Annotated in this window: 25 protein-coding genes; 22 read left to right on the top strand and 3 right to left on the bottom strand. The window is 56.5% G+C overall.

From position 1 onward, the window contains the following. Positions 1-34 precede the first annotated feature (34 nt). From flgB to flgL, 11 genes are all read left to right on the top strand, one after another. Positions 35-451, top strand: a complete 417-nt coding sequence (gene flgB, locus L6R44_RS05680; protein ID WP_023311135.1) for a flagellar basal body rod protein FlgB — start codon at positions 35-37, stop codon at positions 449-451. A 3-nt stretch (positions 452-454) separates the two neighbouring features. Further along, positions 455-859: a flagellar basal body rod protein FlgC gene (gene flgC, locus L6R44_RS05675; RefSeq protein WP_008500814.1), complete on the top strand. Its 405-nt coding sequence runs from the start codon at positions 455-457 to the stop codon at positions 857-859. Positions 860-870: 11 nt separating this feature from the next. Continuing rightward, on the top strand, positions 871-1,581 hold the full coding sequence (flgD, locus tag L6R44_RS05670; RefSeq protein ID WP_032639645.1) for a flagellar hook assembly protein FlgD: 711 nt from the start codon (positions 871-873) through the stop codon (positions 1,579-1,581). A gap of 26 nt (positions 1,582-1,607) precedes the next feature. Continuing rightward, positions 1,608-2,816 carry a flagellar hook protein FlgE gene (gene flgE / locus L6R44_RS05665; protein ID WP_032639648.1) on the top strand — a complete coding sequence of 403 codons (1,209 nt, stop codon included), beginning with the start codon at positions 1,608-1,610 and terminating at the stop codon, positions 2,814-2,816. 20 nt (positions 2,817-2,836) lie between these two features. After that, positions 2,837-3,592 carry a flagellar basal body rod protein FlgF gene (locus L6R44_RS05660; protein ID WP_032639650.1) on the top strand — a complete coding sequence of 252 codons (756 nt, stop codon included), beginning with the start codon at positions 2,837-2,839 and terminating at the stop codon, positions 3,590-3,592. Positions 3,593-3,603: 11 nt separating this feature from the next. Then, on the top strand, positions 3,604-4,386 hold the full coding sequence (gene flgG / locus L6R44_RS05655; protein WP_008500810.1) for a flagellar basal-body rod protein FlgG: 783 nt from the start codon (positions 3,604-3,606) through the stop codon (positions 4,384-4,386). Positions 4,387-4,443: 57 nt separating this feature from the next. Further along, the gene (gene flgH, locus L6R44_RS05650) at positions 4,444-5,142 is read left to right on the top strand and encodes a flagellar basal body L-ring protein FlgH (RefSeq protein WP_023335267.1); all 699 of its coding nucleotides are present in this window, start codon (positions 4,444-4,446) and stop codon (positions 5,140-5,142) included. 12 nt (positions 5,143-5,154) lie between these two features. Continuing rightward, positions 5,155-6,252, top strand: coding sequence for a flagellar basal body P-ring protein FlgI (locus L6R44_RS05645; RefSeq protein WP_237423531.1), 1,098 nt, complete (start codon positions 5,155-5,157; stop codon positions 6,250-6,252). Then, positions 6,252-7,205, top strand: coding sequence for a flagellar assembly peptidoglycan hydrolase FlgJ (gene flgJ, locus L6R44_RS05640; protein WP_023292791.1), 954 nt, complete (start codon positions 6,252-6,254; stop codon positions 7,203-7,205). The genes L6R44_RS05645 and flgJ overlap by 1 nt, the downstream gene beginning before the upstream one ends. 75 nt (positions 7,206-7,280) lie before the next feature. Then, complete coding sequence (gene flgK / locus L6R44_RS05635; protein ID WP_237423530.1) at positions 7,281-8,921, top strand: flagellar hook-associated protein FlgK; 1,641 nt, start codon at positions 7,281-7,283, stop codon at positions 8,919-8,921. A gap of 14 nt (positions 8,922-8,935) precedes the next feature. Then, on the top strand, positions 8,936-9,889 hold the full coding sequence (gene flgL, locus L6R44_RS05630; RefSeq protein ID WP_045890455.1) for a flagellar hook-associated protein FlgL: 954 nt from the start codon (positions 8,936-8,938) through the stop codon (positions 9,887-9,889). Between the two features lie 43 nt (positions 9,890-9,932). Here the strand turns inward: flgL and L6R44_RS05625 are convergent, their stop codons facing one another. Continuing rightward, entirely contained in the window at positions 9,933-11,147 is a 1,215-nt protein-coding gene (locus tag L6R44_RS05625; RefSeq protein ID WP_032639659.1) for an MFS transporter, read from the bottom strand. Positions 11,148-11,292: 145 nt separating this feature from the next. On the opposite strand from L6R44_RS05625, the gene L6R44_RS05620 reads away from it, so the two are divergent. Continuing rightward, entirely contained in the window at positions 11,293-12,195 is a 903-nt protein-coding gene (locus tag L6R44_RS05620) for a LysR family transcriptional regulator (protein WP_077064081.1), read from the top strand. A 41-nt stretch (positions 12,196-12,236) separates the two neighbouring features. Here the strand turns inward: L6R44_RS05620 and rne are convergent, their stop codons facing one another. Continuing rightward, complete coding sequence (gene rne, locus L6R44_RS05615; protein WP_237423528.1) at positions 12,237-15,362, bottom strand: ribonuclease E; 3,126 nt, start codon at positions 15,360-15,362, stop codon at positions 12,237-12,239. Between the two features lie 572 nt (positions 15,363-15,934). On the opposite strand from rne, the gene rluC reads away from it, so the two are divergent. Continuing rightward, positions 15,935-16,882 carry a 23S rRNA pseudouridine(955/2504/2580) synthase RluC gene (rluC, locus tag L6R44_RS05610; protein ID WP_024909023.1) on the top strand — a complete coding sequence of 316 codons (948 nt, stop codon included), beginning with the start codon at positions 15,935-15,937 and terminating at the stop codon, positions 16,880-16,882. Between the two features lie 98 nt (positions 16,883-16,980). Here rluC and L6R44_RS05605 read toward each other — a convergent pair whose 3' ends face one another. After that, positions 16,981-17,565, bottom strand: coding sequence for a Maf family protein (locus L6R44_RS05605; RefSeq protein ID WP_237423527.1), 585 nt, complete (start codon positions 17,563-17,565; stop codon positions 16,981-16,983). 140 nt (positions 17,566-17,705) lie between these two features. Here L6R44_RS05605 and yceD point away from each other — a divergent pair, with 140 nt between their 5' ends. The 9 genes from yceD to pabC all read left to right on the top strand — a co-directional run bounded on the left by yceD (position 17,706) and on the right by pabC (position 24,838). Further along, positions 17,706-18,227, top strand: coding sequence for a 23S rRNA accumulation protein YceD (gene yceD, locus L6R44_RS05600; RefSeq protein WP_014883375.1), 522 nt, complete (start codon positions 17,706-17,708; stop codon positions 18,225-18,227). Between the two features lie 16 nt (positions 18,228-18,243). Continuing rightward, a complete protein-coding gene (gene rpmF, locus L6R44_RS05595) occupies positions 18,244-18,417 on the top strand; it encodes a 50S ribosomal protein L32 (RefSeq protein ID WP_003857964.1) in 174 nt (57 codons plus the stop codon). An 80-nt stretch (positions 18,418-18,497) separates the two neighbouring features. Further along, positions 18,498-19,532, top strand: coding sequence for a phosphate acyltransferase PlsX (gene plsX, locus L6R44_RS05590; RefSeq protein ID WP_065365884.1), 1,035 nt, complete (start codon positions 18,498-18,500; stop codon positions 19,530-19,532). Between the two features lie 6 nt (positions 19,533-19,538). Continuing rightward, positions 19,539-20,492: a beta-ketoacyl-ACP synthase III gene (locus L6R44_RS05585; RefSeq protein ID WP_237423526.1), complete on the top strand. Its 954-nt coding sequence runs from the start codon at positions 19,539-19,541 to the stop codon at positions 20,490-20,492. Positions 20,493-20,507: 15 nt separating this feature from the next. Next, on the top strand, positions 20,508-21,437 hold the full coding sequence (fabD, locus tag L6R44_RS05580; RefSeq protein WP_032639669.1) for an ACP S-malonyltransferase: 930 nt from the start codon (positions 20,508-20,510) through the stop codon (positions 21,435-21,437). Between the two features lie 12 nt (positions 21,438-21,449). Continuing rightward, positions 21,450-22,184 (top strand): 3-oxoacyl-ACP reductase FabG, encoded by a 735-nt coding sequence (gene fabG / locus L6R44_RS05575; RefSeq protein ID WP_010429699.1) that lies wholly within the window; start codon positions 21,450-21,452, stop codon positions 22,182-22,184. 154 nt (positions 22,185-22,338) lie between these two features. Continuing rightward, positions 22,339-22,575, top strand: a complete 237-nt coding sequence (gene acpP, locus L6R44_RS05570) for an acyl carrier protein (protein WP_003857954.1) — start codon at positions 22,339-22,341, stop codon at positions 22,573-22,575. 91 nt (positions 22,576-22,666) lie between these two features. Beyond that, a complete protein-coding gene (fabF, locus tag L6R44_RS05565) occupies positions 22,667-23,908 on the top strand; it encodes a beta-ketoacyl-ACP synthase II (RefSeq protein ID WP_032639670.1) in 1,242 nt (413 codons plus the stop codon). A gap of 120 nt (positions 23,909-24,028) precedes the next feature. Next, entirely contained in the window at positions 24,029-24,838 is an 810-nt protein-coding gene (gene pabC / locus L6R44_RS05560) for an aminodeoxychorismate lyase (protein WP_237423525.1), read from the top strand. The last annotated feature ends 2 nt before the right edge of the window (positions 24,839-24,840 follow it).

Here is a 24,840-nt window from a genome sequence, read left to right as displayed (position 1 = left end):
TGTGAACTGAAATTTTGCCATCAGCGGAGGAGACATGCTCGATAAACTCGACGCCGCGTTACGTTTTCAGCAGGAAGCGCTCAATTTACGCGCCCAGCGGCAGGAGATTTTAGCCGCCAACATCGCTAACGCCGATACCCCGGGGTTTCAGGCGCGCGATATTGATTTTTCCAGTGAACTCAAAAAGGTGATGGAGCGTGGACGTGCCGAAGGAACGGGTGTTGCACTTGCCATGACATCCTCTCGCCATATTCCTGCTCAGGCGATGACCGCGCCAGCGACCGATTTACTTTACCGCATTCCCGATCAGCCCTCACTCGACGGTAACACCGTAGATATGGACCGGGAGCGTACGCAGTTTGCCGATAACAGCCTGAAATACCAGACGGGCCTGACCGTACTCGGCGGACAAATCAAAGGCATGATGAACGTCCTGCAGGGGGGGAACTGATAGATGGCCTTGTTGAATATTTTTGATATTGCCGGTTCGGCGTTAACCGCCCAGTCCAAACGTCTGAACGTGGCGGCCAGTAACCTGGCGAATGCCGACAGCGTAACCGGACCCGACGGTCAGCCCTATCGAGCCAAACAGGTTGTCTTTCAGGTCGACGCTGCGCCAGGCGCGGCGACGGGCGGCGTGAAGGTCTCTGATGTGGTTGAGAGCCAGGCGCCGGACAGGCTGGTGTATGAGCCGGGTAACCCGCTCGCGGATGCCAGCGGTTACGTGAAAATGCCGAACGTAGATGTGGTGGGGGAGATGGTGAACTCCATGTCGGCATCCCGCAGCTACCAGGCCAACGTCGAAGTGCTTAATACCGTGAAGAGCATGATGCTCAAAACACTCACTCTCGGCCAGTAAAGGAGACACGCATGTCCATTGCCGTCAATGTGAACGATCCCACGAACACGGGTGTTAACAACACAAAGAGTTCGACAGGGTCTAACTCCCTGACCGGGAGTAATGCCGCCGATCTGCAGGGCAGCTTTCTGACGCTGCTGGTGGCGCAGCTGAAGAATCAGGATCCCACCAACCCAATGCAGAACAACGAACTGACCACGCAGCTTGCGCAGATCAGTACCGTCAGCGGCATTGAGAAGCTCAACACCACCCTCGGTTCCGTCTCCGGCCAGATCGACAGCGCCCAGTCTCTGCAGGCAGCCAGCCTGATTGGCCACGGGGTGATGATCCCGGGCACCACGATTCTGGCGGGTACCAGCACCACCGAAGGCAACACCACAACGACCACCACGCCGTTTGGCGTTGAACTGCAGCAGGCCGCTGACAAAGTGACCGCGACGATCACCGACTCGACCGGCGCCGTGGTTCGCACCATCGACATCGGCGAGCTGAAGGCGGGTGTTCATACCTTTACCTGGGATGGCAGCCTGACCGACGGCACGAAAGCACCAAACGGTTCCTACAAGGTGGCCATCAGCGCCAGCAATGGGACAACCCAGCTGGTGGCGCAGCCGCTGCAGTTCGCGCTGGTTCAGGGCGTGATCAAAGGAAGCGACGGCAACAAACTGGATTTGGGAACCTCGGGTTCCACCACGCTCGACGAAGTTCGGCAGATTATCTAAGCCTTAACACTTATCAGGAGTAAGTCATGGCCTTTTCTCAAGCGGTCAGCGGCCTGAATGCTGCGGCCACCAACCTGGACGTCATTGGCAACAACATCGCCAACTCCGCGACCTATGGTTTTAAATCCGGTTCTGCTTCCTTTGCAGACATGTTTGCCGGTTCCAAAGTGGGCCTGGGCGTGAAGGTTGCGGGCATCACTCAGGACTTTACCGACGGCACCACCACCAACACCGGGCGCGGCCTGGACGTTGCCATCAGCCAGAACGGTTTCTTCCGTATGGTCGATGCAAACGGCTCGGTGTTTTACAGCCGTAACGGCCAGTTCAAGCTGGACGAAAACCGTAACCTGGTAAACATGCAGGGGATGCAATTAACCGGTTATCCGGTGGCCGGGACGCCGTCAACGGTTCAGACCGGTGCGAACCCGCAGGCGATCAATATCCCGACCACGCTGATGGCGGCGAAGTCCACCACCACGGCATCCCAGCAGATTAACCTCAACTCCACCGATACCGCACCGACCACCGCCTTTGATCCGGCTAACCCGGATACCTACAACAAAAAAGGCACCGTCACCGTCTTTGACAGCCAGGGTAATGCGCACAACATGAACCTGTTTTACGTCAAGGATGCGACCCCGGCCAACTCCTGGAAAGTCTATGCCCAGGACGGCAGCGTGGCAGGCAGCACGGCGGCACTGGCCACCACGCTGACCTTTGATAATAACGGTACGTTGACCGGCGGTGGAAACATCAACATCACTACCGGCACCATCCCGGGTGCGACGCCTGCAACCTTCGCCATGAGTTTTGCTAACTCCATGCAGCAGAACACCGGTGCGAACAATATCGTGGCGACCAGCCAGAACGGCTTCAAGCCGGGCGACCTGGTGAGCTATCAGATTAACGATGACGGCACCGTAGTCGGGAACTATTCCAACGAACAGACTCAGGTGCTGGGTCAGATCGTGCTGGCAAACTTTGCCAACAACGAAGGCCTGAAGTCGGAAGGCGATAACGTATGGTCGGCTACCCAGTCCTCCGGCGTGGCGCTGCTGGGCACGGCGGGAAGCGGCAACTTTGGTACGCTGACCAACGGCGCGCTGGAAGCCTCCAACGTGGATCTGAGTAAAGAACTGGTGAACATGATTGTCGCGCAGCGTAACTATCAGTCGAACGCGCAGACCATCAAAACCCAGGACCAGATCCTCAACACGCTGGTTAACCTGCGTTAAGCGGCTAACGGGAAAGCGCAATGGATCACGCAATATATACCGCGATGGGCGCGGCAAGTCAGACGCTCAATCAACAGGCCGTTACCGCCAGCAACCTGGCAAACGCCTCGACGCCGGGCTTTCGCGCTCAGCTTAATGCGCTGCGCGCGGTGCCGGTGGAAGGGCTTTCCCTGCCGACCCGCACGCTGGTGACGGCATCGACCCCTGGCGCAGATATGACGCCTGGGCAGATGGACTACACCTCACGCCCGCTGGACGTTGCCCTGCAGCAGGACGGCTGGCTGGCGGTGCAAACGGCGGACGGTAGCGAAGGCTATACCCGTAACGGGAATATTCAGGTGAGCGCGACGGGCCAGCTGACGATTCAGGGGCATCCGGTGATGGGGGAAGCGGGTCCGCTGACCGTGCCGGAAGGCTCTGAGCTGACCATCGCCGCGGACGGCACTATCTCGGCGCTGAACCCGGGCGATCCGGCCAATACCGTTGCGCCAGTTGGCCGTCTGAAGCTGGTTAAGGCGGAAGCCAAAGACGTGCAGCGTGGCGACGACGGCATGTTCCGCCTGACCCAGGCGGCTCAGGCGACGCGGGGGGCCACGTTACAGCCCGACCCGAGCATCCGCGTGATGTCCGGCGTTCTCGAAGGCAGTAACGTCAAGCCGGTCGAAGCCATGACCGACATGATCGCCAGCGCCCGCCGTTTTGAAATGCAGATGAAGATCATCAGCAGCGTGGATGAAAACGCGGGCAAGGCTAACCAACTTCTGGCTATGAGTTAACAGGACTCCTTATGATCAGTTCTTTATGGATCGCGAAAACTGGCCTGGACGCCCAGCAAACCAATATGGACGTGATTGCCAACAACCTGGCAAACGTGAGCACCAATGGTTTCAAGCGTCAGCGTGCCGTTTTCGAAGATTTGCTTTATCAAACCATCCGCCAGCCGGGCGCGCAGTCTTCTGAACAGACGACGCTGCCTTCCGGCCTGCAGATCGGTACCGGCGTTCGCCCGGTGGCGACCGAGCGTCTGCACAGCCAGGGCAACCTGTCTCAGACCAACAACAGCAAAGACGTGGCAATCAAAGGCCAGGGTTTCTTCCAGGTGCAGCTGCCTGACGGAACCTCTGCCTATACCCGCGACGGCTCGTTCCAGGTCGATCAGAACGGCCAGCTGGTCACCGCGGGCGGTTTCCAGGTGCAGCCTGCGATCACCATCCCGGCGAACGCCCTGAGCATCACCATCGGACGTGACGGCGTGGTGAGCGTAACCCAGCAGGGGCAGGCCGCGCCGGTTCAGGTTGGACAGCTTAACCTGACGACCTTCATGAACGATACCGGTCTGGAAAGCATTGGTGAGAACCTCTATACCGAAACGCAATCCTCCGGTACGCCAAATGAGAGCACCCCGGGCCTGAACGGCGCGGGCCTGCTGTACCAGGGCTATGTAGAAACCTCCAACGTGAACGTGGCGGAAGAGCTGGTGAATATGATCCAGGTCCAGCGCGCGTATGAAATTAACAGTAAAGCAGTGTCGACGACCGACCAGATGCTGCAGAAGCTGACGCAACTCTAAGGTGCAGTCCGGTGCGGTAAACGCCGCGCCGGCTCCCTGTTTTCGAAGATGAAGGCAATGCAAAAAAACGCGGCGTTTCGTTATCCGATACTGACTGTTCTGGCCGTCACCCTCAGCGGGTGTGCTTTGATTCCGTCTAAACCATTGGTCCAGGGTGCGACGACTGCCCAACCCGTTCCTGGCCCCGCGCCAGTGGTAAACGGCTCCATTTTCCAGACCGCGCAGCCGATTAATTACGGTTATCAGCCGCTGTTTGAAGATCGCCGCCCGCGTAATGTCGGCGATACATTGACCATTGTGCTGCAGGAAAACGTCAGCGCGAGCAAGAGCTCGTCGGCGAACGCCAGCCGCGATGGCAAAACGAATTTTGGCTTCGATACCGTCCCGCGCTACCTGCAGGGACTGTTTGGCAACGCGCGAGCAGATGTCGATGCCTCTGGCGGCAATACCTTTAACGGTAAAGGCGGTGCGAACGCCAGCAACACCTTCAGCGGCACGCTGACGGTGACGGTTGACCAGGTGCTGGTTAATGGCAACCTGCACGTTGTGGGTGAAAAACAGATCGCCATTAACCAGGGCACTGAGTTCATTCGCTTCTCGGGCGTGGTTAACCCTCGCACCATCAGCGGCACCAACACCGTTCCGTCCACCCAGGTGGCGGATGCGCGCATTGAGTACGTCGGGAACGGCTATATCAATGAAGCGCAAAATATGGGTTGGCTGCAGCGCTTCTTCCTTAACTTATCGCCGATGTAAGCGAGGTGACCCATGTTTAAATCGATCTTCGCCGTGGCGCTCGCGCTGGTGGCTACCTTTGCCCAGGCTGACCGTATTCGCGATCTCACCAGCGTCCAGGGCGTGCGTGAAAACTCGCTGATTGGCTATGGTCTGGTGGTGGGGCTGGACGGTACCGGTGACCAGACGACCCAGACTCCCTTTACCACCCAAAGCCTGAACAACATGCTTTCCCAGCTCGGCATTACCGTGCCAGCGGGAACTAATATGCAGCTGAAAAACGTGGCGGCAGTAATGGTCACCGCGTCCTACCCGGCGTTTGCGCGCCAGGGACAGACCATTGACGTGGTGGTCTCCTCAATGGGTAACGCAAAAAGCCTGCGAGGCGGTACGCTGCTGATGACCCCGCTGAAAGGCGTCGACAGCCAGGTTTATGCGCTGGCGCAGGGGAACATTCTGGTCGGCGGTGCGGGGGCATCCGCAGGCGGAAGCAGCGTGCAGGTGAACCAGCTCAACGGTGGACGTATTACCAACGGAGCGATCATTGAGCGCGAACTGCCGACCCAGTTTGGTACGGGCAATACCATCAATCTCCAGCTGAATAATGAAGACTTCACGATGGCGCAGCAGATTGCCGATACCATCAACCGCAGCCGCGGCTACGGTAATGCGACGGCACTTGATGCGCGCACCGTGCAGATCCGCACCTCAACCGGCAGCAGCAACCAGGTGCGCATGCTGGCGGATATCCAGAATATGGAAGTGAACGTTCCGGTTCAGGATGCGAAGGTGATCATCAACTCCCGTACCGGCTCGGTGGTCATGAACCGGGAAGTGTCGCTCGACAGCTGCGCCGTGGCGCAGGGGAACCTCTCCGTGACGGTAAACCGCTCCGCGAACGTGAGCCAGCCGAATACGCCATTTGGTGGCGGTCAGACGGTGGTGACGCCGCAAACGCAGATTGATATGCGCCAGAGCGGCGGGTCACTGCAAAGCGTGCGCTCCAGCGCCAACCTGAATAGCGTGGTGCGTGCTCTGAACGCCCTGGGGGCAACGCCGATGGATCTGATGTCCATCCTGCAATCGATGCAAAGCGCGGGCTGCCTGCGCGCCAAACTGGAAATCATCTAATGCTGACCGATAGCAAACTGCTGACCAGTGCAGCCTGGGACGCCCAGTCGCTGAACGAACTGAAAACCAAAGCGGGAAAAGACCCGGCGGCAAACATCCGCCCGGTCGCCCGCCAGGTGGAAGGGATGTTTGTACAGATGATGCTGAAGAGCATGCGTGAAACCCTGCCGAAAGACGGGATGTTCAGCAGCGATTCAACGCGTCTCTACACCAGCATGTACGATCAGCAGATTGCGCAGCAGATGACCGCCGGTAAAGGCCTCGGTCTGGCTGACATGATTGTCAAACAGACCGAAGCGGCGCAGGGCATTCAGCCTCAGGAGCAGCCGCAGCAGGTGCCGATGAAGTTCGACCTGGAAACGGTGACCAGTTATCAGAACCAGGCTCTGACGCAAATGGTGCGTAAAGCCATGCCGAAAGCCACGGGCAGCGGCGATGAGCCGCTCTCGGGTGACAGCAAAGACTTCCTGGCGCAGCTTTCTCTGCCTGCGCGCCTTGCCAGCGAACAGAGCGGAGTGCCCCATCACCTGATTCTGGCCCAGGCCGCGCTGGAGTCAGGCTGGGGGCAGCGCCAGATCCGCAAGGAAAACGGCGAGCCGAGCTTCAACATCTTCGGCGTGAAGGCTACCTCCAGCTGGAAGGGGCCGACAACGGAGATCACCACCACCGAATACGAGAACGGCGCGGCGGTGAAGGTGAAAGCCAAATTCCGCGTCTACAGCTCGTATCTGGAAGCCTTGTCCGATTATGTTGGCCTGCTGAGCCGAAATCCGCGCTATACCGCCGTGACGCAGGCGGCGACGGCGGAGCAGGGCGCTCAGGCGCTGCAAAACGCGGGCTACGCAACTGACCCGAACTATGCCCGCAAGCTCACCAGCATGATCCAGCAGCTGAAATCGATGGGCGAGAAGGTCAGCAAAGCCTATAGCACAGATATTGAAAATCTGTTCTGAAAGTTCTCAAGTCCCGGTGGAGGTTGCCGATAACCTTCATCAGGACTCGTGTCTGAACGTATAAAAGGAACCCCCATGTCCAGTTTGATTAACAGCGCCATGAGTGGCCTCAGTGCTGCGCAGTCGGCACTCAATACCGTCAGTAATAATATTTCAAGCTATAACGTGGCAGGTTACACCCGCCAGACCACGGTGCTGGGCGCTTCTAACAGCACGCTGACCGGCGGTGGCTGGGTGGGTAACGGGGTGTATGTCTCCGGTGTCCAGCGTGAGTATGACGCCTTCATTACCAACCAGCTGCGCGCCGCGCAGACGCAGAGCAGCGGCCTGACGACGCGCTATCAGCAGATGTCAAAAATTGACGACGTGCTCTCCGATACCACCAACTCGCTCTCTACCACCCTGCAGGACTTCTTCAAAAGCCTGCAAACCCTGGTGAGCAACGCCGAAGATCCGGCTGCACGCCAGACGGTGCTGGGTAAAGCGGACGGCCTGGTCAATCAGTTCAAAACCAACGATCAGTATCTGCGTGACCAGGATTCGCAGGTGAATACCGCGATTTCTTCCAGCGTCGATCAGATCAATAACTATGCGAAGCAGATTGCCAATCTGAACGATCAGATTTCCCGTCTGACCGGCGTCGGTGCGGGCGCATCGCCGAACGATCTGCTCGATCAGCGCGATCAGCTTGTTACCGAGCTGAACAAAATCGTGGGTGTGGAAGTCTCCGTTCAGGATAGCGGTACGTACAACATCTCTTTCGGCAACGGTTACAGCCTGGTGCAGGGCAGCAAAGCTAACCAGCTGGCGGCCGTGAAGTCCAGCGCGGATCCGTCCCGTACCACTATCGCCTATGTTGATGACGTGGCGGGAAGTGTCGAGATCCCTGAGAAGATGGTCACTACCGGCTCGTTAGGTGGGTTAATGACGTTCCGCTCTGAAGATCTGGATAAGGCCCGTAATACCCTGAACCAGATGGCGCTGGCCTTTGCTGATGCGATGAACACGCAGCATGAAGCCGGCTTTGATGCGAACGGCGACGCGGGCGGTAAACTGTTCGACTTTGGTTCGCCGGCGGTGCTTTCCAACAGCAAGAACGGCGGTTCTGCCGTTGTCACGGCTTCCGTGGCGGACAGCAAACAGGTTCAGGCAACGGACTATAAGCTGCAGTTTAACGGTACCGACTGGACCATCACCCGTTCCTCGGACAAGACCAGCTTTACGATGAGCCCGGATGCCAGCGGCAATCTGTCGTTTGATGGCCTCAACGTCAACGTAAGCGGTTCGGCAAACGCCAAAGACAGCTTTATCGTGAAGCCGGTTTCCGATGTCATCATGAACATGGATCTGGCGATCAGCGACGAGTCTAAACTGGCCATGGCCTCGGTGCAGAACGACGGCGAAAGTGATAACCGTAACGGCCAAAAACTGCTTGATCTGCAAAACGCGAAAGTAGTGGGTGGGAATAAAACCTTCAATGATGCGTATGCCTCGCTGGTCAGTACCGTCGGAAGCACAACCGCCTCATTGAAAGTAAGCAGTGAAACGAAAGCCAACGTGGAAACGCAGTTAACCAAGCAACAGCAGTCCATCTCAGGGGTAAACCTTGACGAAGAGTATGGCAATTTGCAGCGTTATCAGCAGTATTACCTTGCGAACGCGCAGGTGTTACAAACTGCTAGCACGCTCTTCGACGCAATTATCAATATTCGCTAAGGTTGAGGTGAACAATGCGTATTAGCACCCAGATGATGTACGACCAGAATATGCGGGGGATCACCGATTCCCAGAGCAAATGGCTGAGTTACGGTGAGCAGATGACTACCGGTAAGCGCGTCAATCGTCCATCGGACGATCCTATCGCCGCGTCGCAGGCCATTGTTCTGTCTCAGGCTCAGGCGCAGAATAGTCAATTCGATCTTGCTCGCACCTTTGCCACGCAGAAAGTATCGCTTGAGGAGAGTGTCCTTTCACAGGTTACGACGGCCATTCAGAGCGCTCAGGAAAAAGTCGTCTATGCGAGGAATGGGACATTAAGTGACAGCGATCGGGCATCTCTGGCGACGGACCTGCAAGGCATCCGGGATCAGCTGATGAACCTCGCCAACAGCACTGACGGTAATGGACGATATATCTTCGCAGGCTATAAGACGGAGAATGCCCCTTTTGACCAAACCAGCGGCAATTATATCGGTGGTTCTACTCCGGTTAATCAACAGGTGGATTCTGCGCGAAATATGCAGATCAGCCACACTGGCACAGAGGTATTCGCCACGTTTACCAGCAATGCAACGCCAGAGCCGGGTGGTGGAACACCGGAAAAGAATTTGTTCAAGATACTGGATAACGCTATCACCTCGTTGAATACGCCCGTCGGAGACGATCAAGCAAAGGTCGATCAGGAGAATGCTGCTATTGATGCTGCGAACCGGGGGTTGCGTAACTCGCTTGATAATGTATTAACCGTACGGGCAGACTTGGGTACTAAGCTGAACGAGCTGGATAAACTGAACACGTTGAGTAGCGACCGGTCACTCTCTCAGACCAAACAAATGAGCGACCTTGTGGACGTTGACTGGAATGCGGCAATTTCCTCTTACACTATGCAGCAGGCGGCCTTGCAGGCGTCTTATAAAGCGTTTAGCGATATGCAGGGCATGTCTCTGTTCCAGCTGAACAAATAACATCTTGACCTCTTAGAGCATGTCTTGAAACTGGGCATTTTTTTTATGCAACGTCTGCTGATGCGGAAGCGACACGGGCGCTTTCAATCAGACGGATTGCCAGCGCAATGGCACCGCAGACGGTCGCCAGCGCGACCACACCCGTCCAGCCAGCCAGCGAGTAGATATGGCTGCCCAACGCGGAACCCAGCGCCATCCCGATAAAGACCACCGTAAAGAGCAGGGCGTTGAGACGACCACGCGCCTGCGGTTCAAGGCTGTAAACCAGGTTCTGGTGGGCGACCAGGCTGGACTGCAGGCCCAGGTCGAACCCGACGGCGGAGAGGGCGATCAGCATCAGCTGTCCATGAACGCTCAGCGCGGGCATCAGGAACATCAGGGCGAAAGAGACGGTTACCAGGACTGCACCAAGCTGCGTGACTTTTCCTGCGCCCAGCCTGTCTGCTAAACCGCCTGCCAGCGGCGCGGCTAGCGCACCGGCGGCACCGGCAATCCCAAAACCTCCCGCGACGGCACTGCCAAGGTGATAGCGTTCCAGCAGCATGACCGCAAGCGTTGACCAGAAGGCGCTAAAGGCAATCGACAGGAAACCCTGGGCCAGCGCCGCGCGGCGCAGCGCCGGATAACGACGCCACAGATGTTCCATGGAGCGCATCAGCGCGGGGTAGCTCAGCGTGGAGTGAATCGCAAAACGGGGAAGTACGAACCACATCACCACGCCGATGAACGCAATGCTCGCCGCCGCCAGCTGGTACATGACGCGCCAGCCAAACGCTTCGCCCACCACGCCGCTCACGGTTCTTGATAATAAGATCCCCATCAGCAGACCGGTCATTACCGTGCCCACGGTTTTGCCCTGTTTACCCTCCGGCGCAAGAATGGCCGCCGCAGGGACGATATCCTGTGCCATGGTGGCGGCCATGCCGATGAGCAGGCTTGCCAGCAGCAGAGAGTGGATCTGTCCGGTCAGGCTACAGCCAAGAAGGAACAGCGCCAGCGCCGCGCTCTTTATCAGGATTAACGTTCTGCGGTCGTGGCGATCGCCAAGCGGCAGCAGGAACAGAATACCCAGGGCATATCCCGCCTGGGTGAGCGTTGGGACCATGCCCATGCCTTCGATACTCAGGTGAAGGTCTGCGCCCATCAGCGGCAGCAGAGGCTGGGCATAATAGATAGATGCCACGCTGAAGCCAGCCCCGATCGCCAGCATGAAGATGACCCAGCGGCTCACGGCATGGGCGGCGGTTGTTGTGTTCATAAGATGTTCCTCATTCGTCGTGTGAGGCTATTTTTTATCAGGACGCCTTGCGACGGTAGCGGGCCCGGTGGTAAAACGCTTATACGTTGGACGTATAAATGAAAATGCGATGAAAAGAGCTGAGCGTATAGACAGGGTGGAGTTAATGCGGACGTTCGTTCGTATTGTTGAGGCCGGTTCCCTCTCAGCGGCGGCACGGCAGCTGGCCACAACCCAGGCAACGGTAAGCAGACGGTTGCAGTCGCTTGAGACCATGCTGGGCGTGCGCCTAATGTTGCGCACCACCCACACGACGCGGCTGACGGATGACGGCGAGCGCTGCTATCAGCACGCTCGTCGGGTGATTGACAGCTGGCTGGCGCTGGAAGATGAGGTGGGGCAGACGGAAGATGAGCCTGTAGGCGTGCTGCGGGTGCGGGCACCCCACGCGTTTGGTCAGGATCAGCTGCTGAAACCCGTAACCGAATTTTTGCAACGCTATCCGCAGCTTTCGATTGAGTGGATGCTCAACGATCGGTCGGCGGATTTCCTGGGGGATAACCTCGACTGCGCCATTCGGGTGGGCATGGAAGTCGATCCGGCAACCGTGTCCGTGCTGCTGGCCGAAGTGCCGCGCTCGGTGGTGGCGTCTCCGGCACTGCTGGCCCGCTTCCCGGCGGTGAATACGCCGGAAGATTTGCAACAGCTTCCCTGGATTGCGATCAGCTCATTCTACCAGCGCCACGTAGAGCTTTTTCACGATGCAACTCCTGACGCCGCGCGAGTGGCGATTACCCCACGCCTCAGCACCGACAGCCTGTATGTTGCACGCAATACGGCGCTCACCGGCCTTGGCGTGGCGGTAGTGTCCAGCTGGACGGTACAGGAGGATATTCGGGAAGGGCGGCTGGTACATTTGCTGCCGGAGTGGCAGCCGGCGGCGCTACCGGTGCACCTGGTTTATCCCTGGTCACGCTATTATCCGGCACGCTTGCGGCGTTTTCTTGAGCTAATGCGGCAGGTCATGCCGGAGGTCACCGGGATGAGAACGCCCGTGCAGCAGCCATAAAAAAAGCCGACCCGAAGGTCGGCTTTTTACTTTCAGCGTCGTTATTCGACGGACTGCGGACGGGTTGCCGGTGCAGTTGCCTGATGCGTTGCACTGTGGCCGCCTGCAGCGCCTTTACCGTCGAAGGTGAAGGCCGGGCGCACCCAGTCGCTGTGACGCGGGGCTTCAGGCACGTAATCCGGCGCCGGAGCGCGCGTCATTGGCGCTGTCGCCACGTGGGCAGCGGCCGGTGCAGAAACAACCGGTTCAGGCTTCACTTCTGGCGCTTTCGGTTCTTCAACAACCGGTTCAACCTCAATCTCAACGTCCTGAGCGACTTCTTCAGGTACCGCTTCGACGACGGTTTCAGCGGCCTCTTCCACTGCGGCAACAGGTTCAGCCTCTGCAGCAATTTCTTCAGCTACCGCGACATCTTCTTCAGCGATAAGCTGCGGAGCGGCTTCAACCGGCGCGGCAATCACTTCCGGATGAGCGGTTTCGACATCCACCGGCTGCGGTGCTTCAGCTTCAACAACCTGAGGTTCAACCACGGTTGCCGCTTCTGCCACCACTTCTTCAACCGCGGCGACAGGGGCAATCACCTCTTCGGCTACAGGCTGCTCTTCTACAGCCTGCTCCGGGCGCGCTACCGGGTAGCGGATCCAGACTTTACCGGAGGCCATCTCTGGCGAAGCACAGGCAATGGTCAGCGGCATTGGAGACTGAGTCGGGTAACGCTCGTCACGATAGCGACGACGGCGCTGGCCGCTGACGCGCAGATGACGTGGCGAACGGCGTGAACGGCGCGGCATGCCGGCGTTATCACGGTTTTCACCGTTGTCATCCTGCTCTGCGCTGTTTTCAACGACCGCAGGCAGGTCAACTTTCGCCACCTGCGTACCGGTTGTGCTCTCGCTGGATTCAACCGCGACAAGGGTTGACTCTTCGGCTGCTTCAGAAGCGAAGCGAACTTTCTGAGCAAGCTGGCGCTGCTTGCGGCGCGGCATAACCTGAGTACGTTCTTCCTGCTCGCCGTCCTGCTGTTCAACAGGCTCTTCGCGGTTCAGGTTTTTGACTTCCTGCTGTGCCTGACGCTTCTCGTCGTTACGGCGACGGTTGCGTTCACGGCGCGGCTGCTGGTCGTCACGCTGTTTGCTCTTCTCAGACTCATCGCCCGCCTGCTGGCGAATTTCACGATCTTCAACATTCTGCTGCTGTTTCTCGCGACGGTTGCGACGGTTGTCTTCGCGCTGCTCGCGGCCTTCGCCATTCTCAGAGCGATTGTCACGGTTGTCACGACGGTCATTGCGCTCATTACGGTCGCTGCGGTCGTTACGATCGCGGCGGTTGTTCTGACGCTTACGACGGTCCTGCTGACGCTCTGGCTTGGCCGCTTTTGGCTCTTCTTTCGGCTGCTCTGGCTGAACCTCTTCTTCGCCAGCAAACATCTTCTTCAGCGCGCCAAAGAAGCGGCTCAGCAGACCCGGCTGTTCTGCCGGCTGGGCTTTCGCCACTGCGGCTTCTGGTTTTTGTGCCGCAGGCTTGGCCGCAGGTTTTTCCAGGGCCGCTTCCGGCGGTGCTTCAGGCATGATGAAGGTCGCTAACGCAGGCTGCTCTGGCAGTTTGCGCTCGGCTGGCTCTTCATCGGAAGGCAGGGCCATCTCTTCTTCATGCAGCTTCGGCAGCAGGTAGCTGAGCGTGGACGTCTCTTCGCCTTTACGGACGCGCAGCACGTGATAGTGCGGGGTTTCCATCTGATCGTTTGGCACGATGATGCAGCGAACGCCGCCCTGACGTGCCTCAATGGCGCTGACCGCTGCACGTTTTTCGTTCAGCAGGTAGGAGGCAATCGGCACAGGAACAATCGCGTGAACCTCTTTGGTATTCTCCTTCAGCGCTTCTTCTTCAATCAGACGCAGGATGGAGAGAGACAGAGATTCGTTATCACGCACGGTACCGGTGCCGGAACAGCGCGGACAAACGTGATGGCTGGATTCACCCAGCGACGGGCTCAGACGCTGACGGGACATTTCCAGCAGGCCAAAGCGGGAGATATGGCTAATCTGGATACGCGCGCGATCCTGACGCACCGCTTCACGCAGGCGGTTTTCAACCGCACGCTGGTGGCGAACAGGGGTCATGTCGATGAAGTCGATAACAATCAGACCACCCAGATCGCGCAGGCGGAGCTGGCGGGCGATTTCATCAGCGGCTTCGAGGTTGGTGTTGAAGGCCGTCTCTTCGATGTCACCGCCGCGTGTGGCGCGAGCGGAGTTGATGTCGATAGCGGTCAGCGCTTCAGTGGAGTCGATAACGATAGAGCCGCCGGAAGGCAGGCGCACTTCACGCTGGAAGGCGGACTCAATCTGGGATTCGATCTGGTAGTGGCTGAACAGCGGGATTTCACCGGTGTACAGTTTAATTTTGCTGGTGAAATCCGGACGACCCAGCGCGGCAATGTGCTGGCGAGCCAGCTCAAGTACTTTCGGGTTGTCGATCAGAATCTCGCCGATGTCCTGACGCAGGTAGTCACGGAAGGCACGCACGATCACGTTGCTTTCCTGGTGGATCAGGAACGGAGCAGGGCGGCTTTCTGCAGCTTTCTGGATAGCTTCCCAGTGCTTCAGACGGAAGCTCAGGTCCCACTGCAGCGCTTCGGCTGATTTGCCAACGCCTGCGGTACGCACGATAAGCCCCATGCCGTCCGGCAGCTCAAGGCTTGCCAGCGCTTCCTTCAGCTCGGTACGGTCATCCCCTTCGATACGGCGAGAGATGCCACCCGCACGCGGGTTGTTAGGCATCAGCACCAGATAGCTCCCTGCCAGGCTGATAAAGGTAGTCAGTGCGGCACCTTTGTTGCCACGCTCTTCTTTATCAATCTGAACGATAACTTCCTGACCTTCGCGCAGCACATCTTTGATGTTTGGGCGGCCATGGGCGTTGTAGTTTGCAGGGAAATATTCGCGGGAGATTTCTTTCAGAGGGAGGAAACCATGACGCTCAGCACCGTAATCGACAAATGCAGCTTCAAGGCTTGGTTCAATGCGGGTGATTTTACCTTTGTAAATGTTCGCTTTTTTCTGTTCGTGTCCAGGACTTTCGATATCCAGATCGTACAGGCGCTGCCCATCCACAAGGGCGACACGCAACTCTTCTTGCTGAGTTGCGTTGATTAACATTCTTTTCATCGTAACTTACTCGTTATTCTTACATTGACGACAAAGCTGCGGGCAAGGTGACGCTTTCCGGGGTATGAACCGATGGCCTCGTGTCTGTTCACGTCGCCAACCTCACGGTTGTCGCTCGCTTAAGAGGCGCAGAGTGTCGGTTGCCTGTATTTCATACGGAAACACAGCGCAATTATCAGGGGAATTGCCTGGGTAGAACTCTCCAGAGAACAATCCTTATACCGGGAAGTACTGCAACCCGCAGCCCGCTAACTGCCTGAAAGATCAATACGTCTTACGCCATTGCTGCGTGGATGATCGGTCAGGCAAAATTGGTCATTCCGTCGACATCCTTACGTAACCAGGATTTAACACGGAAAACGGCTTCATTATTCCACTGCTCGCCGGGTTATAGCAAGATGACTTTTACCAATTATCACCCGGTTACTCACAGTTTCTTCACTTCAAGGTGGTGATTGGTTTAATAACCACCAAATCGATTGCGCAAAACGGAAGAGTGCCCGGATAAAAGTAAATATAAGCATAGAAAAATGAGTGGCGCTAATGGCTGACGATATTTAGAATCGCCAACCATGAAAACAGAGACTCCAGCCGTAAAAATGGTTGCTATCGCCGAAGATGACGCGGGGCAACGTATCGACAACTTTTTGCGTACCCAACTGAAAGGGGTACCGAAGAGCATGATTTACCGCATCCTGCGTAAGGGCGAGGTGCGGGTTAACAAAAAACGCGTGAAGCCCGAGTACAAACTCGAGGCGGGCGATGAAGTGCGTATTCCGCCGGTGCGCGTTGCGGAGCGTGAAGAAGAGACCGTTTCGCCGAAGCTACAGAAAGTCGCCGCCCTGAGCGATGTCATCCTGTATGAGGATGATCACATTCTGGTGCTGAATAAACCGTCAGGAACGGCTGTTCATGGCGGTAGCGGTCTGAGCTTCGGCGTGATTGAAGGGCTGCGTGCCCTGCGCCCGGAAGCGCGTTTCCTCGAACTGGTTCACCGTCTCGATCGCGATACCTCCGGCGTGCTGCTGGTGGCGAAAAAGCGTTCCGCGCTGCGCTCTCTGCATGAACAGCTGCGCGAGAAAGGCATGCAGAAAGACTACCTGGCGCTGGTGCGCGGCCAGTGGCAGTCTCATGTAAAAGTGGTACAGGCGCCGCTGCTGAAGAACATTCTGCAAAGCGGTGAGCGTATTGTCCGGGTGAGCCAGGAAGGGAAACCGTCTGAGACGCGTTTCAAAGTTGAAGAACGCTACGAGTTTGCCACGCTGGTGCGCTGCAGCCCGGTGACCGGCCGTACCCACCAGATCCGCGTGCATACGCAGTTTGCAGGGCACCCCATCGCCTTTGATGACCGCTATGGCGACCGCGAGTTTGATAAGCAGCTGGCGGGAACGGGCCTGTCGCGTCTGTTCCTGCATGCGGCAGCGCTGAAGTTTACCCATCCTAATACGGGCGAAGTCATCCGTATTGAAGCGCCGCTGGATGAGCAGTTGAAACGCTGTCTTAAGGTCCTTCGCGGCTGATTTTGCTTTCCTCCCTCTCCCTGTGGGAGAGGGCCGGGGTGAGGGCATCAGGCCGCAGTGTAGTAGGCCCATGCAAGCGAAGCGCCGCTGGGCAAAAATCACATGGCCAGCGGATTACACTCTTCACGCCGTAACATCTGACACAAGGCAATCAGCGGTAACCCTACCAGCGTATTCGGATCCCGTCCGTCCAGCTTGTCGAACAGCGCAATTCCCAGTCCTTCACTTTTAAAGCTCCCCGCGCAGTTCAGCGGCCGTTCCCGGCGCACGTAATCCATTATCTCTTGCTCGCTGAGACGGCGGAAGTGTACGTCGAACGGCTCGCATTCGGTTTGCAGATGGCCTGAGGCGGAGTTATAGAGGGCAAGGCCGGTATAAAAGGTCACGATAGTGCCTCGCGCACGCATCAGCTGCTGGCAGGCGTTCTCCTCCGTATGGGGCTTGCCGGTGATTTCGCCGTCCAGCACGCAAACCTGATCGGAGCCTATAATCAAATGTGAAGGATAGCGTGTGGCCAGCGACTGCGCTTTCTCCTTTGCAAGGCGCGTCACCAGATGACGCGGTGATTCACCCGGCTGTGGCGTCTCATCCACCTCTGGCGCGGCGCATTCAAACGGGATCCCGAGCTTTTCCAGCAGCATTCGGCGGTAGGGAGACGTGGAAGCAAGGACGAGATTTGGCATATTTTTATCACCAGATATAGCGTATCGATGCCAGCCATTTTAAACTACAGGCCGCAATGTGTGCGAATAATTGGCAAAAGGCAGCTCTGGTTGCCTTTTTCTTTGACTCTATGACGTTACAAAGTTAATATGCGCGCCCTATGCAAAAGGTAAAATTACCCCTGACTCTTGATCCGGTTCGTACGGCTCAAAAACGCCTCGATTACGAAGGTATCTATACTTCCGATCAGGCCGAGCGTATTGCCGAATCCGTAGTCAGTGTGGACAGTGATGTAGAATGCTCCATGTCGTTCGCTATCGACAACCAGCGTCTCGCCGTTTTAACCGGTGATGCAAAGGTGACGGTAACGCTCGAGTGTCAGCGTTGCGGGAAACCGTTTGTACAGCATGTTCACACAACGTATTGTTTTAGTCCGGTTCGTTCTGACGAACAGGCTGAAGCACTCCCGGAAGCGTATGAGCCGATTGAGGTTAACGAATTCGGTGAAATCGATCTTCTGGCTCTGGTTGAAGATGAAATCATCCTCACCTTGCCAGTGGTTCCGGTGCATGATTCTGAACACTGTGAAGTGTCCGAGGCGGACATGGTCTTTGGGGAACTGCCTGATGAAGCGCAAAAACCAAACCCATTTGCCGTATTAGCCAGCTTAAAGCGTAAGTAATTGAGGAGTAAGGTCCATGGCCGTACAACAGAATAAACCAACCCGTTCCAAACGTGGCATGCGTCGTTCCCATGACGCGCTGACTGCAGTTACCAGCCTGTCTGTAGACAAGACTTCTGGTGAGAAACACCTGCGTCACCACATCACCGCTGACGGTTTCTACCGCGGCCGCAAGGTTATCACTAAGTAATCACGCGCAAGCGTGATTAGGCTTAGTGAGGATTTCCCCGTGCAAGCGGGGAATTTACCGAACCAGGCTGCGACGATACCTTGACACGTCTAACCCTGGCGTTAGATGTCATGGGGGGAGATTTTGGCCCTTCCGTGACAGTGCCTGCAGCATTGCAGGCACTGAATTCTAATTCGCAACTCACACTTCTTTTAGTCGGCAATCCCGACACAATCACGCCATTACTCGCAAAAGCTGACTTTGAACAACGTTCACGTCTGCAGATTATTCCTGCGCAGTCAGTTATTGCCAGTGATGCCCGACCCTCGCAGGCGATTCGCAATAGTCGTGGCAGCTCGATGCGGATAGCGCTGGAGCTGGTGAAAGAAGGGCGAGCTCAGGCTTGCGTCAGCGCAGGGAATACCGGCGCGCTGATGGGGCTGTCGAAATTGCTGCTCAAACCGATTGACGGTATTGAGCGCCCGGCGCTGGTGACGGTGTTACCGCATCAGCAGAAGGGCAAGACGGTAGTGCTCGATTTGGGCGCTAACGTCGACTGTGATAGTACTATGCTGGCCCAGTTTGCCGTGATGGGATCGGTGCTGGCAGAAGAAGTGGTCGGGATCAACACTCCCCGTGTTGCGTTACTGAACATTGGTGAAGAAGAGACCAAAGGCCTGGACAGCATTCGCGAAGCGGCTGAATTGCTCAAACAGGTTCCCTCCATCAACTATATTGGTTATCTCGAAGCCAATGAGTTGTTGACGGGGAAAACGGATGTTCTGGTGTGCGATGGCTTCACCGGAAACGTCACGTTGAAGACCATGGAAGGGGTCGTGCGCATGTTTCTTTCTCTGCTGAAATCTCAGGGAGAAGGCAAAAAAAGCGCCTGGTGGCTAATTTTATTGAAGCGTTGGTTACAAAAAAGCCTGACGCGGCGATTCAGTCACCTCAACCCCGACCAGTATAATGGCGCCTGTCTGTTAGGATTGCGCGGCATCGTGATTAAGAGTCATGGCGCCGCCAATCAGCGAGCATTTGCTGTCGCGATTGAACAGGCAGTGCAGGCGGTGCAGCGACAAGTCCCTCAGCGGATTGCCGCTCGCCTGGAATCTGTATTAGCTAAAAGTGACTGAGCGTACATGTATACGAAGATTTTAGGTACCGGCAGCTACCTGCCAAAACAAGTGCGTACCAACGCCGATCTGGAAAAAATGGTAGATACGTCTGACGAGTGGATTGTCACGCGCACAGGTATCCGTGAACGTCGTATTGCCGCGCCAGACGAAACCGTGTCGACCATGGGTTACGAAGCCGCACAGCGTGCTATCGAAATGGCGGGTATTGATAAAGAACAGATTGGCCTGATCGTGGTTGCCACGACGTCTGCCACGCACGCTTTCCCAAGCGCAGCGTGCCAGGTGCAGAACATGCTCGGTATTAAAGGCTGCCCGGCGTTTGACGTCGCTGCCGCGTGTGCAGGCTTCACCTATGCGCTGAGCGTTGCCGATCAGTACGTGAAATCCGGTGCCGTTAAATATGCGCTGGTGATCGGTGCTGACGTGCTGGCGCGCACCTGCGATCCTACCGATCGTGGAACGATCATTATTTTTGGTGATGGTGCGGGCGCGGTGCTGCTGGGGCAGTCCGAAGAGCCGGGTATCATCTCTACGCATCTGCATGCTGATGGCAGCTATGGCGAACTGTTGACTCTGCCCAACGCCGATCGCGTGAATCCGGACAACTCAATCTACCTGACCATGGCAGGGAACGAGGTGTTCAAGGTGGCAGTGACTGAGCTTGCGCACATCGTTGATGAAACGCTGGAAGCGAATAACCTTGAGCGCTCCGTGCTTGACTGGCTGGTTCCGCATCAGGCGAACTTGCGTATCATCAGCGCGACCGCGAAAAAGCTGGGCATGTCGATGGATAACGTTGTGGTGACGCTGGATCGTCACGGCAACACCTCTGCGGCGTCGGTACCGTGCGCATTTGATGAAGCGGTACGCGATGGACGAATCAAACGGGGCCAGCTGGTCTTGCTTGAAGCCTTCGGTGGCGGGTTCACCTGGGGTTCCGCGCTGGTTCGTTTCTAGTATAAGGAATAAAAAATGACGCAATTTGCTTTTGTGTTCCCGGGCCAGGGCTCTCAGACCGTTGGGATGTTGTCTGAAATGGCAGCTCACTATCCGGTCATTGAAGAGACTTTCCGTGAAGCTTCTGATGCACTGGGTTATGATTTATGGGCGCTGACCCAGCAGGGTCCGGCCGAAGAACTGAACAAAACCTGGCAGACGCAGCCCGCGCTGCTGACCGCCTCCGTTGCGCTGTGGCGCGTCTGGCAGCAGCAGGGCGGTAAAGCGCCAGCCCTGCTCGCCGGTCATAGCCTGGGTGAATACTCTGCCCTGGTCTGTGCCGGTGTGATCGCGTTCGCTGACGCGGTACGTCTGGTGGAGCTGCGCGGTAAATTCATGCAGGAAGCGGTGCCGGAAGGCACGGGCGGCATGTCTGCCATTATCGGTCTGGATGATGCGTCCATTGCAAAAGCGTGTGAAGAGTCTGCTGAAGGTCAGGTTGTCTCTCCGGTAAACTTCAACTCGCCGGGCCAGGTGGTTATTGCTGGTCATAAAGAGGCGGTTGAACGTGCGGGTGCGGCCTGTAAAGCAGCCGGTGCTAAACGTGCGCTGCCGCTGCCGGTCAGCGTGCCGTCCCACTGTGCACTGATGAAGCCTGCTGCCGAGAAGCTGGCGGTTGAGCTGGAAAAAATGACGTTTAACGCACCGACGATTTCCGTTGTGAACAACGTCGATGTGAAATGCGAAACCGCGCCGGAAGCGATCCGCGATGCGCTGGTTCGCCAGCTCTACAGCCCGGTACAGTGGACCAAAACCGTTGAGTTTATGGCCGCGGAAGGCGTTGAGCATCTGTATGAAGTCGGTCCAGGTAAAGTCCTCACCGGTCTGACAAAACGTATTGTTGACACCCTGACAGCCTCGGCGATTAACGAGCCGGAAGCCATGTCAGCGGCACTCTCGCAATAAAAGAGGAATACCATGAGTTTTGAAGGAAAAATCGCCCTGGTCACTGGCGCAAGCCGCGGTATCGGGCGTGCAATTGCTGAAACACTGGTAGCGCGCGGCGCGAAGGTGATTGGTACAGCAACCAGCGAGAATGGCGCACAGGCCATCAGCGAGTATCTGGGTGCAAACGGTAAAGGTCTGGTACTGAATGTGACTGAACCTGCATCTATCGAATCTGTTCTGGAAAATATTCGCGCAGAGTTTGGCGAAGTGGACATTCTGGTAAACAATGCCGGGATCACTCGCGATAACCTGTTAATGCGAATGAAAGACGACGAGTGGAACGATATCATCGAAACCAACCTGTCATCTGTATTCCGTCTGTCAAAAGCGGTAATGCGCGCTATGATGAAAAAGCGTCATGGTCGTATTATCACTGTCGGTTCTGTGGTTGGTACCATGGGAAATGCTGGTCAGGCTAACTACGCTGCGGCGAAAGCGGGTCTGATCGGTTTCAGTAAGTCGCTGGCGCGTGAAGTTGCGTCCCGCGGTATTACGGTAAACGTTGTTGCTCCGGGCTTTATTGAAACGGACATGACGCGTGCGCTGACGGATGATCAGCGTGCGGGTACGCTGGCGGCAGTTCCGGCGGGTCGTCTTGGCGACCCTAAAGAAATCGCCAGTGCGGTTGCATTTTTAGCCTCTGACGAAGCGGGTTACATCACTGGTGAGACCCTCCACGTCAACGGCGGGATGTACATGGTTTAATCACGATGAAAAATATTTGCGTTATTAGGGCGAATGGCCTCAAAATAACGTAAAATCGTGGTAAGAACTGCCGGGATTTAGTTGCAAATTTTTCAACATTTTATACACTACGAAAACCATCGCGAAAGCGAGTTTTGATAGGAAATTTAAGAGTATGAGCACTATCGAAGAACGCGTTAAGAAAATTATCGGCGAACAGCTGGGCGTTAAGCAGGAAGAAGTTGTGAACTCCGCTTCCTTCGTTGAAGACCTGGGCGCAGATTCTCTTGACACCGTTGAGCTGGTAATGGCTCTGGAAGAAGAGTTTGATACTGAGATTCCGGACGAAGAAGCTGAGAAGATCACCACCGTTCAGGCTGCCATTGATTACATCAACGGTCACCAGGCGTAAGTGAACATCTCCAGGCGGTCATTCGACCGCCTGAGTTTTATCTTTTTTAGTCCCACGAATCTCTTTTTTTATCCCTCCCTGGAGGACAAACGTGTCTAAGCGTCGTGTAGTTGTGACCGGACTTGGCATGTTGTCTCCTGTCGGCAATACCGTAGAGTCCACCTGGAAAGCTCTCCTTGCCGGTCAGAGCGGCATCAGCCTAATCGACCATTTCGATACTAGCGCCTATGCAACGAAATTTGCTGGCTTAGTAAAGGATTTTAACTGTGAAGAGATCATCTCGCGCAAAGAACAGCGCAAGATGGATGCCTTCATTCAATATGGAATTGTCGCTGGCGTTCAGGCCATGCAGGATTCTGGCCTTGAGATTACGGAAGAGAACGCAACCCGTATCGGCGCCGCTATCGGCTCCGGGATTGGCGGTCTTGGCCTGATCGAGGAAAACCATACATCTCTGATGAATGGCGGCCCGCGTAAGATCAGCCCGTTCTTCGTTCCGTCCACGATTGTTAACATGGTGGCGGGTCACCTGACCATTATGTTCGGCCTGCGTGGGCCAAGCATTTCTATCGCGACCGCCTGTACGTCTGGCGTACATAACATCGGCCAGGCCGCGCGCATAATCGCGTACGGCGATGCAGATGCTATGGTTGCGGGCGGTGCTGAAAAAGCCAGTACCCCACTGGGCGTCGGCGGTTTTGGTGCGGCGCGTGCGCTGTCTACCCGCAATGATAACCCGCAGGCGGCGAGCCGTCCGTGGGATAAAGACCGTGACGGCTTCGTGCTGGGCGACGGGGCGGGCATGATCGTACTGGAAGAGTACGAACACGCGAAAAAACGCGGTGCGAAAATTTATGCTGAAGTCGTTGGCTTTGGTATGAGCAGCGATGCGTATCACATGACGTCTCCTCCGGAGAACGGTGCGGGTGCCGCGCTGGCAATGGAAAACGCGATTCGTGATGCGGGTATTACCCCAGCACAAATTGGCTACGTGAACGCGCACGGCACCTCTACGCCTGCAGGCGATAAGGCTGAAGCTCAGGCGGTTAAGTCTATCTTCGGCGAATCTGCCAGCCGCGTTCTGGTGAGCTCGACGAAGTCCATGACCGGTCACCTGTTGGGTGCGGCGGGTGCGGTAGAGTCTATCTACTCTATCCTTGCGCTGCGCGATCAGGCTGTTCCGCCAACCATCAACCTGGATAACCCGGATGAAGGTTGCGATCTGGACTTCGTGCCTCACGAGGCGCGTCAGGTTAGCGGTATGGAGTACACCCTGTGTAACTCCTTCGGCTTCGGCGGCACCAACGGTTCTCTGATCTTCAAAAAGATCTGATCCTGACGTCCCGATAGCATTTAAAAAGGTCCGCTTGCCGGGCCTTTTTTATTAAGCCTAATCTTCTTGTCGGCTGCATGACATCCTGCCAGACTAAACGCCCACGCATAAGGAGCCACCATGTTTTTAATCAATGGCCTTGAGCAGGACACGCTGCCTGCCAGCGACAGGGCGATACAGTTCGGTGATGGTTGCTTTACGACGGCGCGCATTCTGGACGGCGAGGTCTGCCTGCTTGAGGCGCACATTCGACGCCTGCAGCATGGCTGTGAAAAGCTAATGATCCCCTTTACGCTTTGGGACGCACTGCGCCAGGAAATGTGCCAGCTCGCATCCGGGAAGCCCAGCGGCGTACTCAAGGTTATCATCAGCCGCGGCAGCGGTGGTCGGGGTTACAGCGCCGCATCGTGTCTTAGCCCCACGCGTATCCTCTCCGTATCTGCTTATCCTTCACATTACTCGCGCTGGCGAGAAGACGGCGTCACGCTGACGCTGAGCCCGATACGGCTGGGACGAAATCCGATGCTGGCCGGGCTTAAGCATCTCAATCGCCTTGAGCAGGTGCTTATTCGTACTCATCTTGAACAGACGGACGCCGATGAGGCGCTGGTTCTTGACAGCGAAGGGCTCATTACGGAATGCTGTGCGGCTAATTTATTCTGGCGACAGGGGGGAGAGGTGTTTACGCCGTCGCTGGAACAGGCTGGCGTAAATGGGTTGATGCGTCAGTTTTGTCTGGCTCAGCTGGCACGCTCTGGCTTTCGCGTTGTCGAAGTTAGCGCAGGAGAAGCCGCCCTACAGACCGCAGATGAAGTCATCATCTGCAATGCGCTGATGCCTGTTGTACCGGTCCGTGAGTATGGCCAACAACGCTGGTCTTCGCGCGAGCTGTTTCAGTTTTTAGCCCCGATATGTGAGCAAACCAGATAGTC

The organism is Enterobacter cloacae complex sp. ECC445, from assembly GCF_021892025.1.
GTDB classification, from domain to species: Bacteria; Pseudomonadota; Gammaproteobacteria; order Enterobacterales; family Enterobacteriaceae; genus Enterobacter; species Enterobacter chengduensis.
The sequence above is the reverse complement of the archived record's forward strand: the minus strand, read 5'-3'. Positions and strand labels throughout refer to the sequence as shown.

Excerpts from the sequence above, each read along its gene's own strand:
- flgB (WP_023311135.1), top strand. The coding sequence starts at position 35 with ATGCTCGATAAACTCGACGCCGCGTTACGTTTTCAGCAGGAAGCGCTC.
- flgC (WP_008500814.1), top strand. The coding sequence starts at position 455 with ATGGCCTTGTTGAATATTTTTGATATTGCCGGTTCGGCGTTAACCGCC.
- flgD (WP_032639645.1), top strand. The coding sequence starts at position 871 with ATGTCCATTGCCGTCAATGTGAACGATCCCACGAACACGGGTGTTAAC.
- flgE (WP_032639648.1), top strand. The coding sequence starts at position 1,608 with ATGGCCTTTTCTCAAGCGGTCAGCGGCCTGAATGCTGCGGCCACCAAC.
- L6R44_RS05660 (WP_032639650.1), top strand. The coding sequence starts at position 2,837 with ATGGATCACGCAATATATACCGCGATGGGCGCGGCAAGTCAGACGCTC.
- flgG (WP_008500810.1), top strand. The coding sequence starts at position 3,604 with ATGATCAGTTCTTTATGGATCGCGAAAACTGGCCTGGACGCCCAGCAA.
- flgH (WP_023335267.1), top strand. The coding sequence starts at position 4,444 with ATGCAAAAAAACGCGGCGTTTCGTTATCCGATACTGACTGTTCTGGCC.
- L6R44_RS05645 (WP_237423531.1), top strand. The coding sequence starts at position 5,155 with ATGTTTAAATCGATCTTCGCCGTGGCGCTCGCGCTGGTGGCTACCTTT.
- flgJ (WP_023292791.1), top strand. The coding sequence starts at position 6,252 with ATGCTGACCGATAGCAAACTGCTGACCAGTGCAGCCTGGGACGCCCAG.
- flgK (WP_237423530.1), top strand. The coding sequence starts at position 7,281 with ATGTCCAGTTTGATTAACAGCGCCATGAGTGGCCTCAGTGCTGCGCAG.
- flgL (WP_045890455.1), top strand. The coding sequence starts at position 8,936 with ATGCGTATTAGCACCCAGATGATGTACGACCAGAATATGCGGGGGATC.
- L6R44_RS05625 (WP_032639659.1), bottom strand. The coding sequence starts at position 11,147 with ATGAACACAACAACCGCCGCCCATGCCGTGAGCCGCTGGGTCATCTTC.
- L6R44_RS05620 (WP_077064081.1), top strand. The coding sequence starts at position 11,293 with ATGCGGACGTTCGTTCGTATTGTTGAGGCCGGTTCCCTCTCAGCGGCG.
- rne (WP_237423528.1), bottom strand. The coding sequence starts at position 15,362 with ATGAAAAGAATGTTAATCAACGCAACTCAGCAAGAAGAGTTGCGTGTC.
- rluC (WP_024909023.1), top strand. The coding sequence starts at position 15,935 with ATGAAAACAGAGACTCCAGCCGTAAAAATGGTTGCTATCGCCGAAGAT.
- L6R44_RS05605 (WP_237423527.1), bottom strand. The coding sequence starts at position 17,565 with ATGCCAAATCTCGTCCTTGCTTCCACGTCTCCCTACCGCCGAATGCTG.
- yceD (WP_014883375.1), top strand. The coding sequence starts at position 17,706 with ATGCAAAAGGTAAAATTACCCCTGACTCTTGATCCGGTTCGTACGGCT.
- rpmF (WP_003857964.1), top strand. The coding sequence starts at position 18,244 with ATGGCCGTACAACAGAATAAACCAACCCGTTCCAAACGTGGCATGCGT.
- L6R44_RS05585 (WP_237423526.1), top strand. The coding sequence starts at position 19,539 with ATGTATACGAAGATTTTAGGTACCGGCAGCTACCTGCCAAAACAAGTG.
- fabD (WP_032639669.1), top strand. The coding sequence starts at position 20,508 with ATGACGCAATTTGCTTTTGTGTTCCCGGGCCAGGGCTCTCAGACCGTT.
- fabG (WP_010429699.1), top strand. The coding sequence starts at position 21,450 with ATGAGTTTTGAAGGAAAAATCGCCCTGGTCACTGGCGCAAGCCGCGGT.
- acpP (WP_003857954.1), top strand. The coding sequence starts at position 22,339 with ATGAGCACTATCGAAGAACGCGTTAAGAAAATTATCGGCGAACAGCTG.
- pabC (WP_237423525.1), top strand. The coding sequence starts at position 24,029 with ATGTTTTTAATCAATGGCCTTGAGCAGGACACGCTGCCTGCCAGCGAC.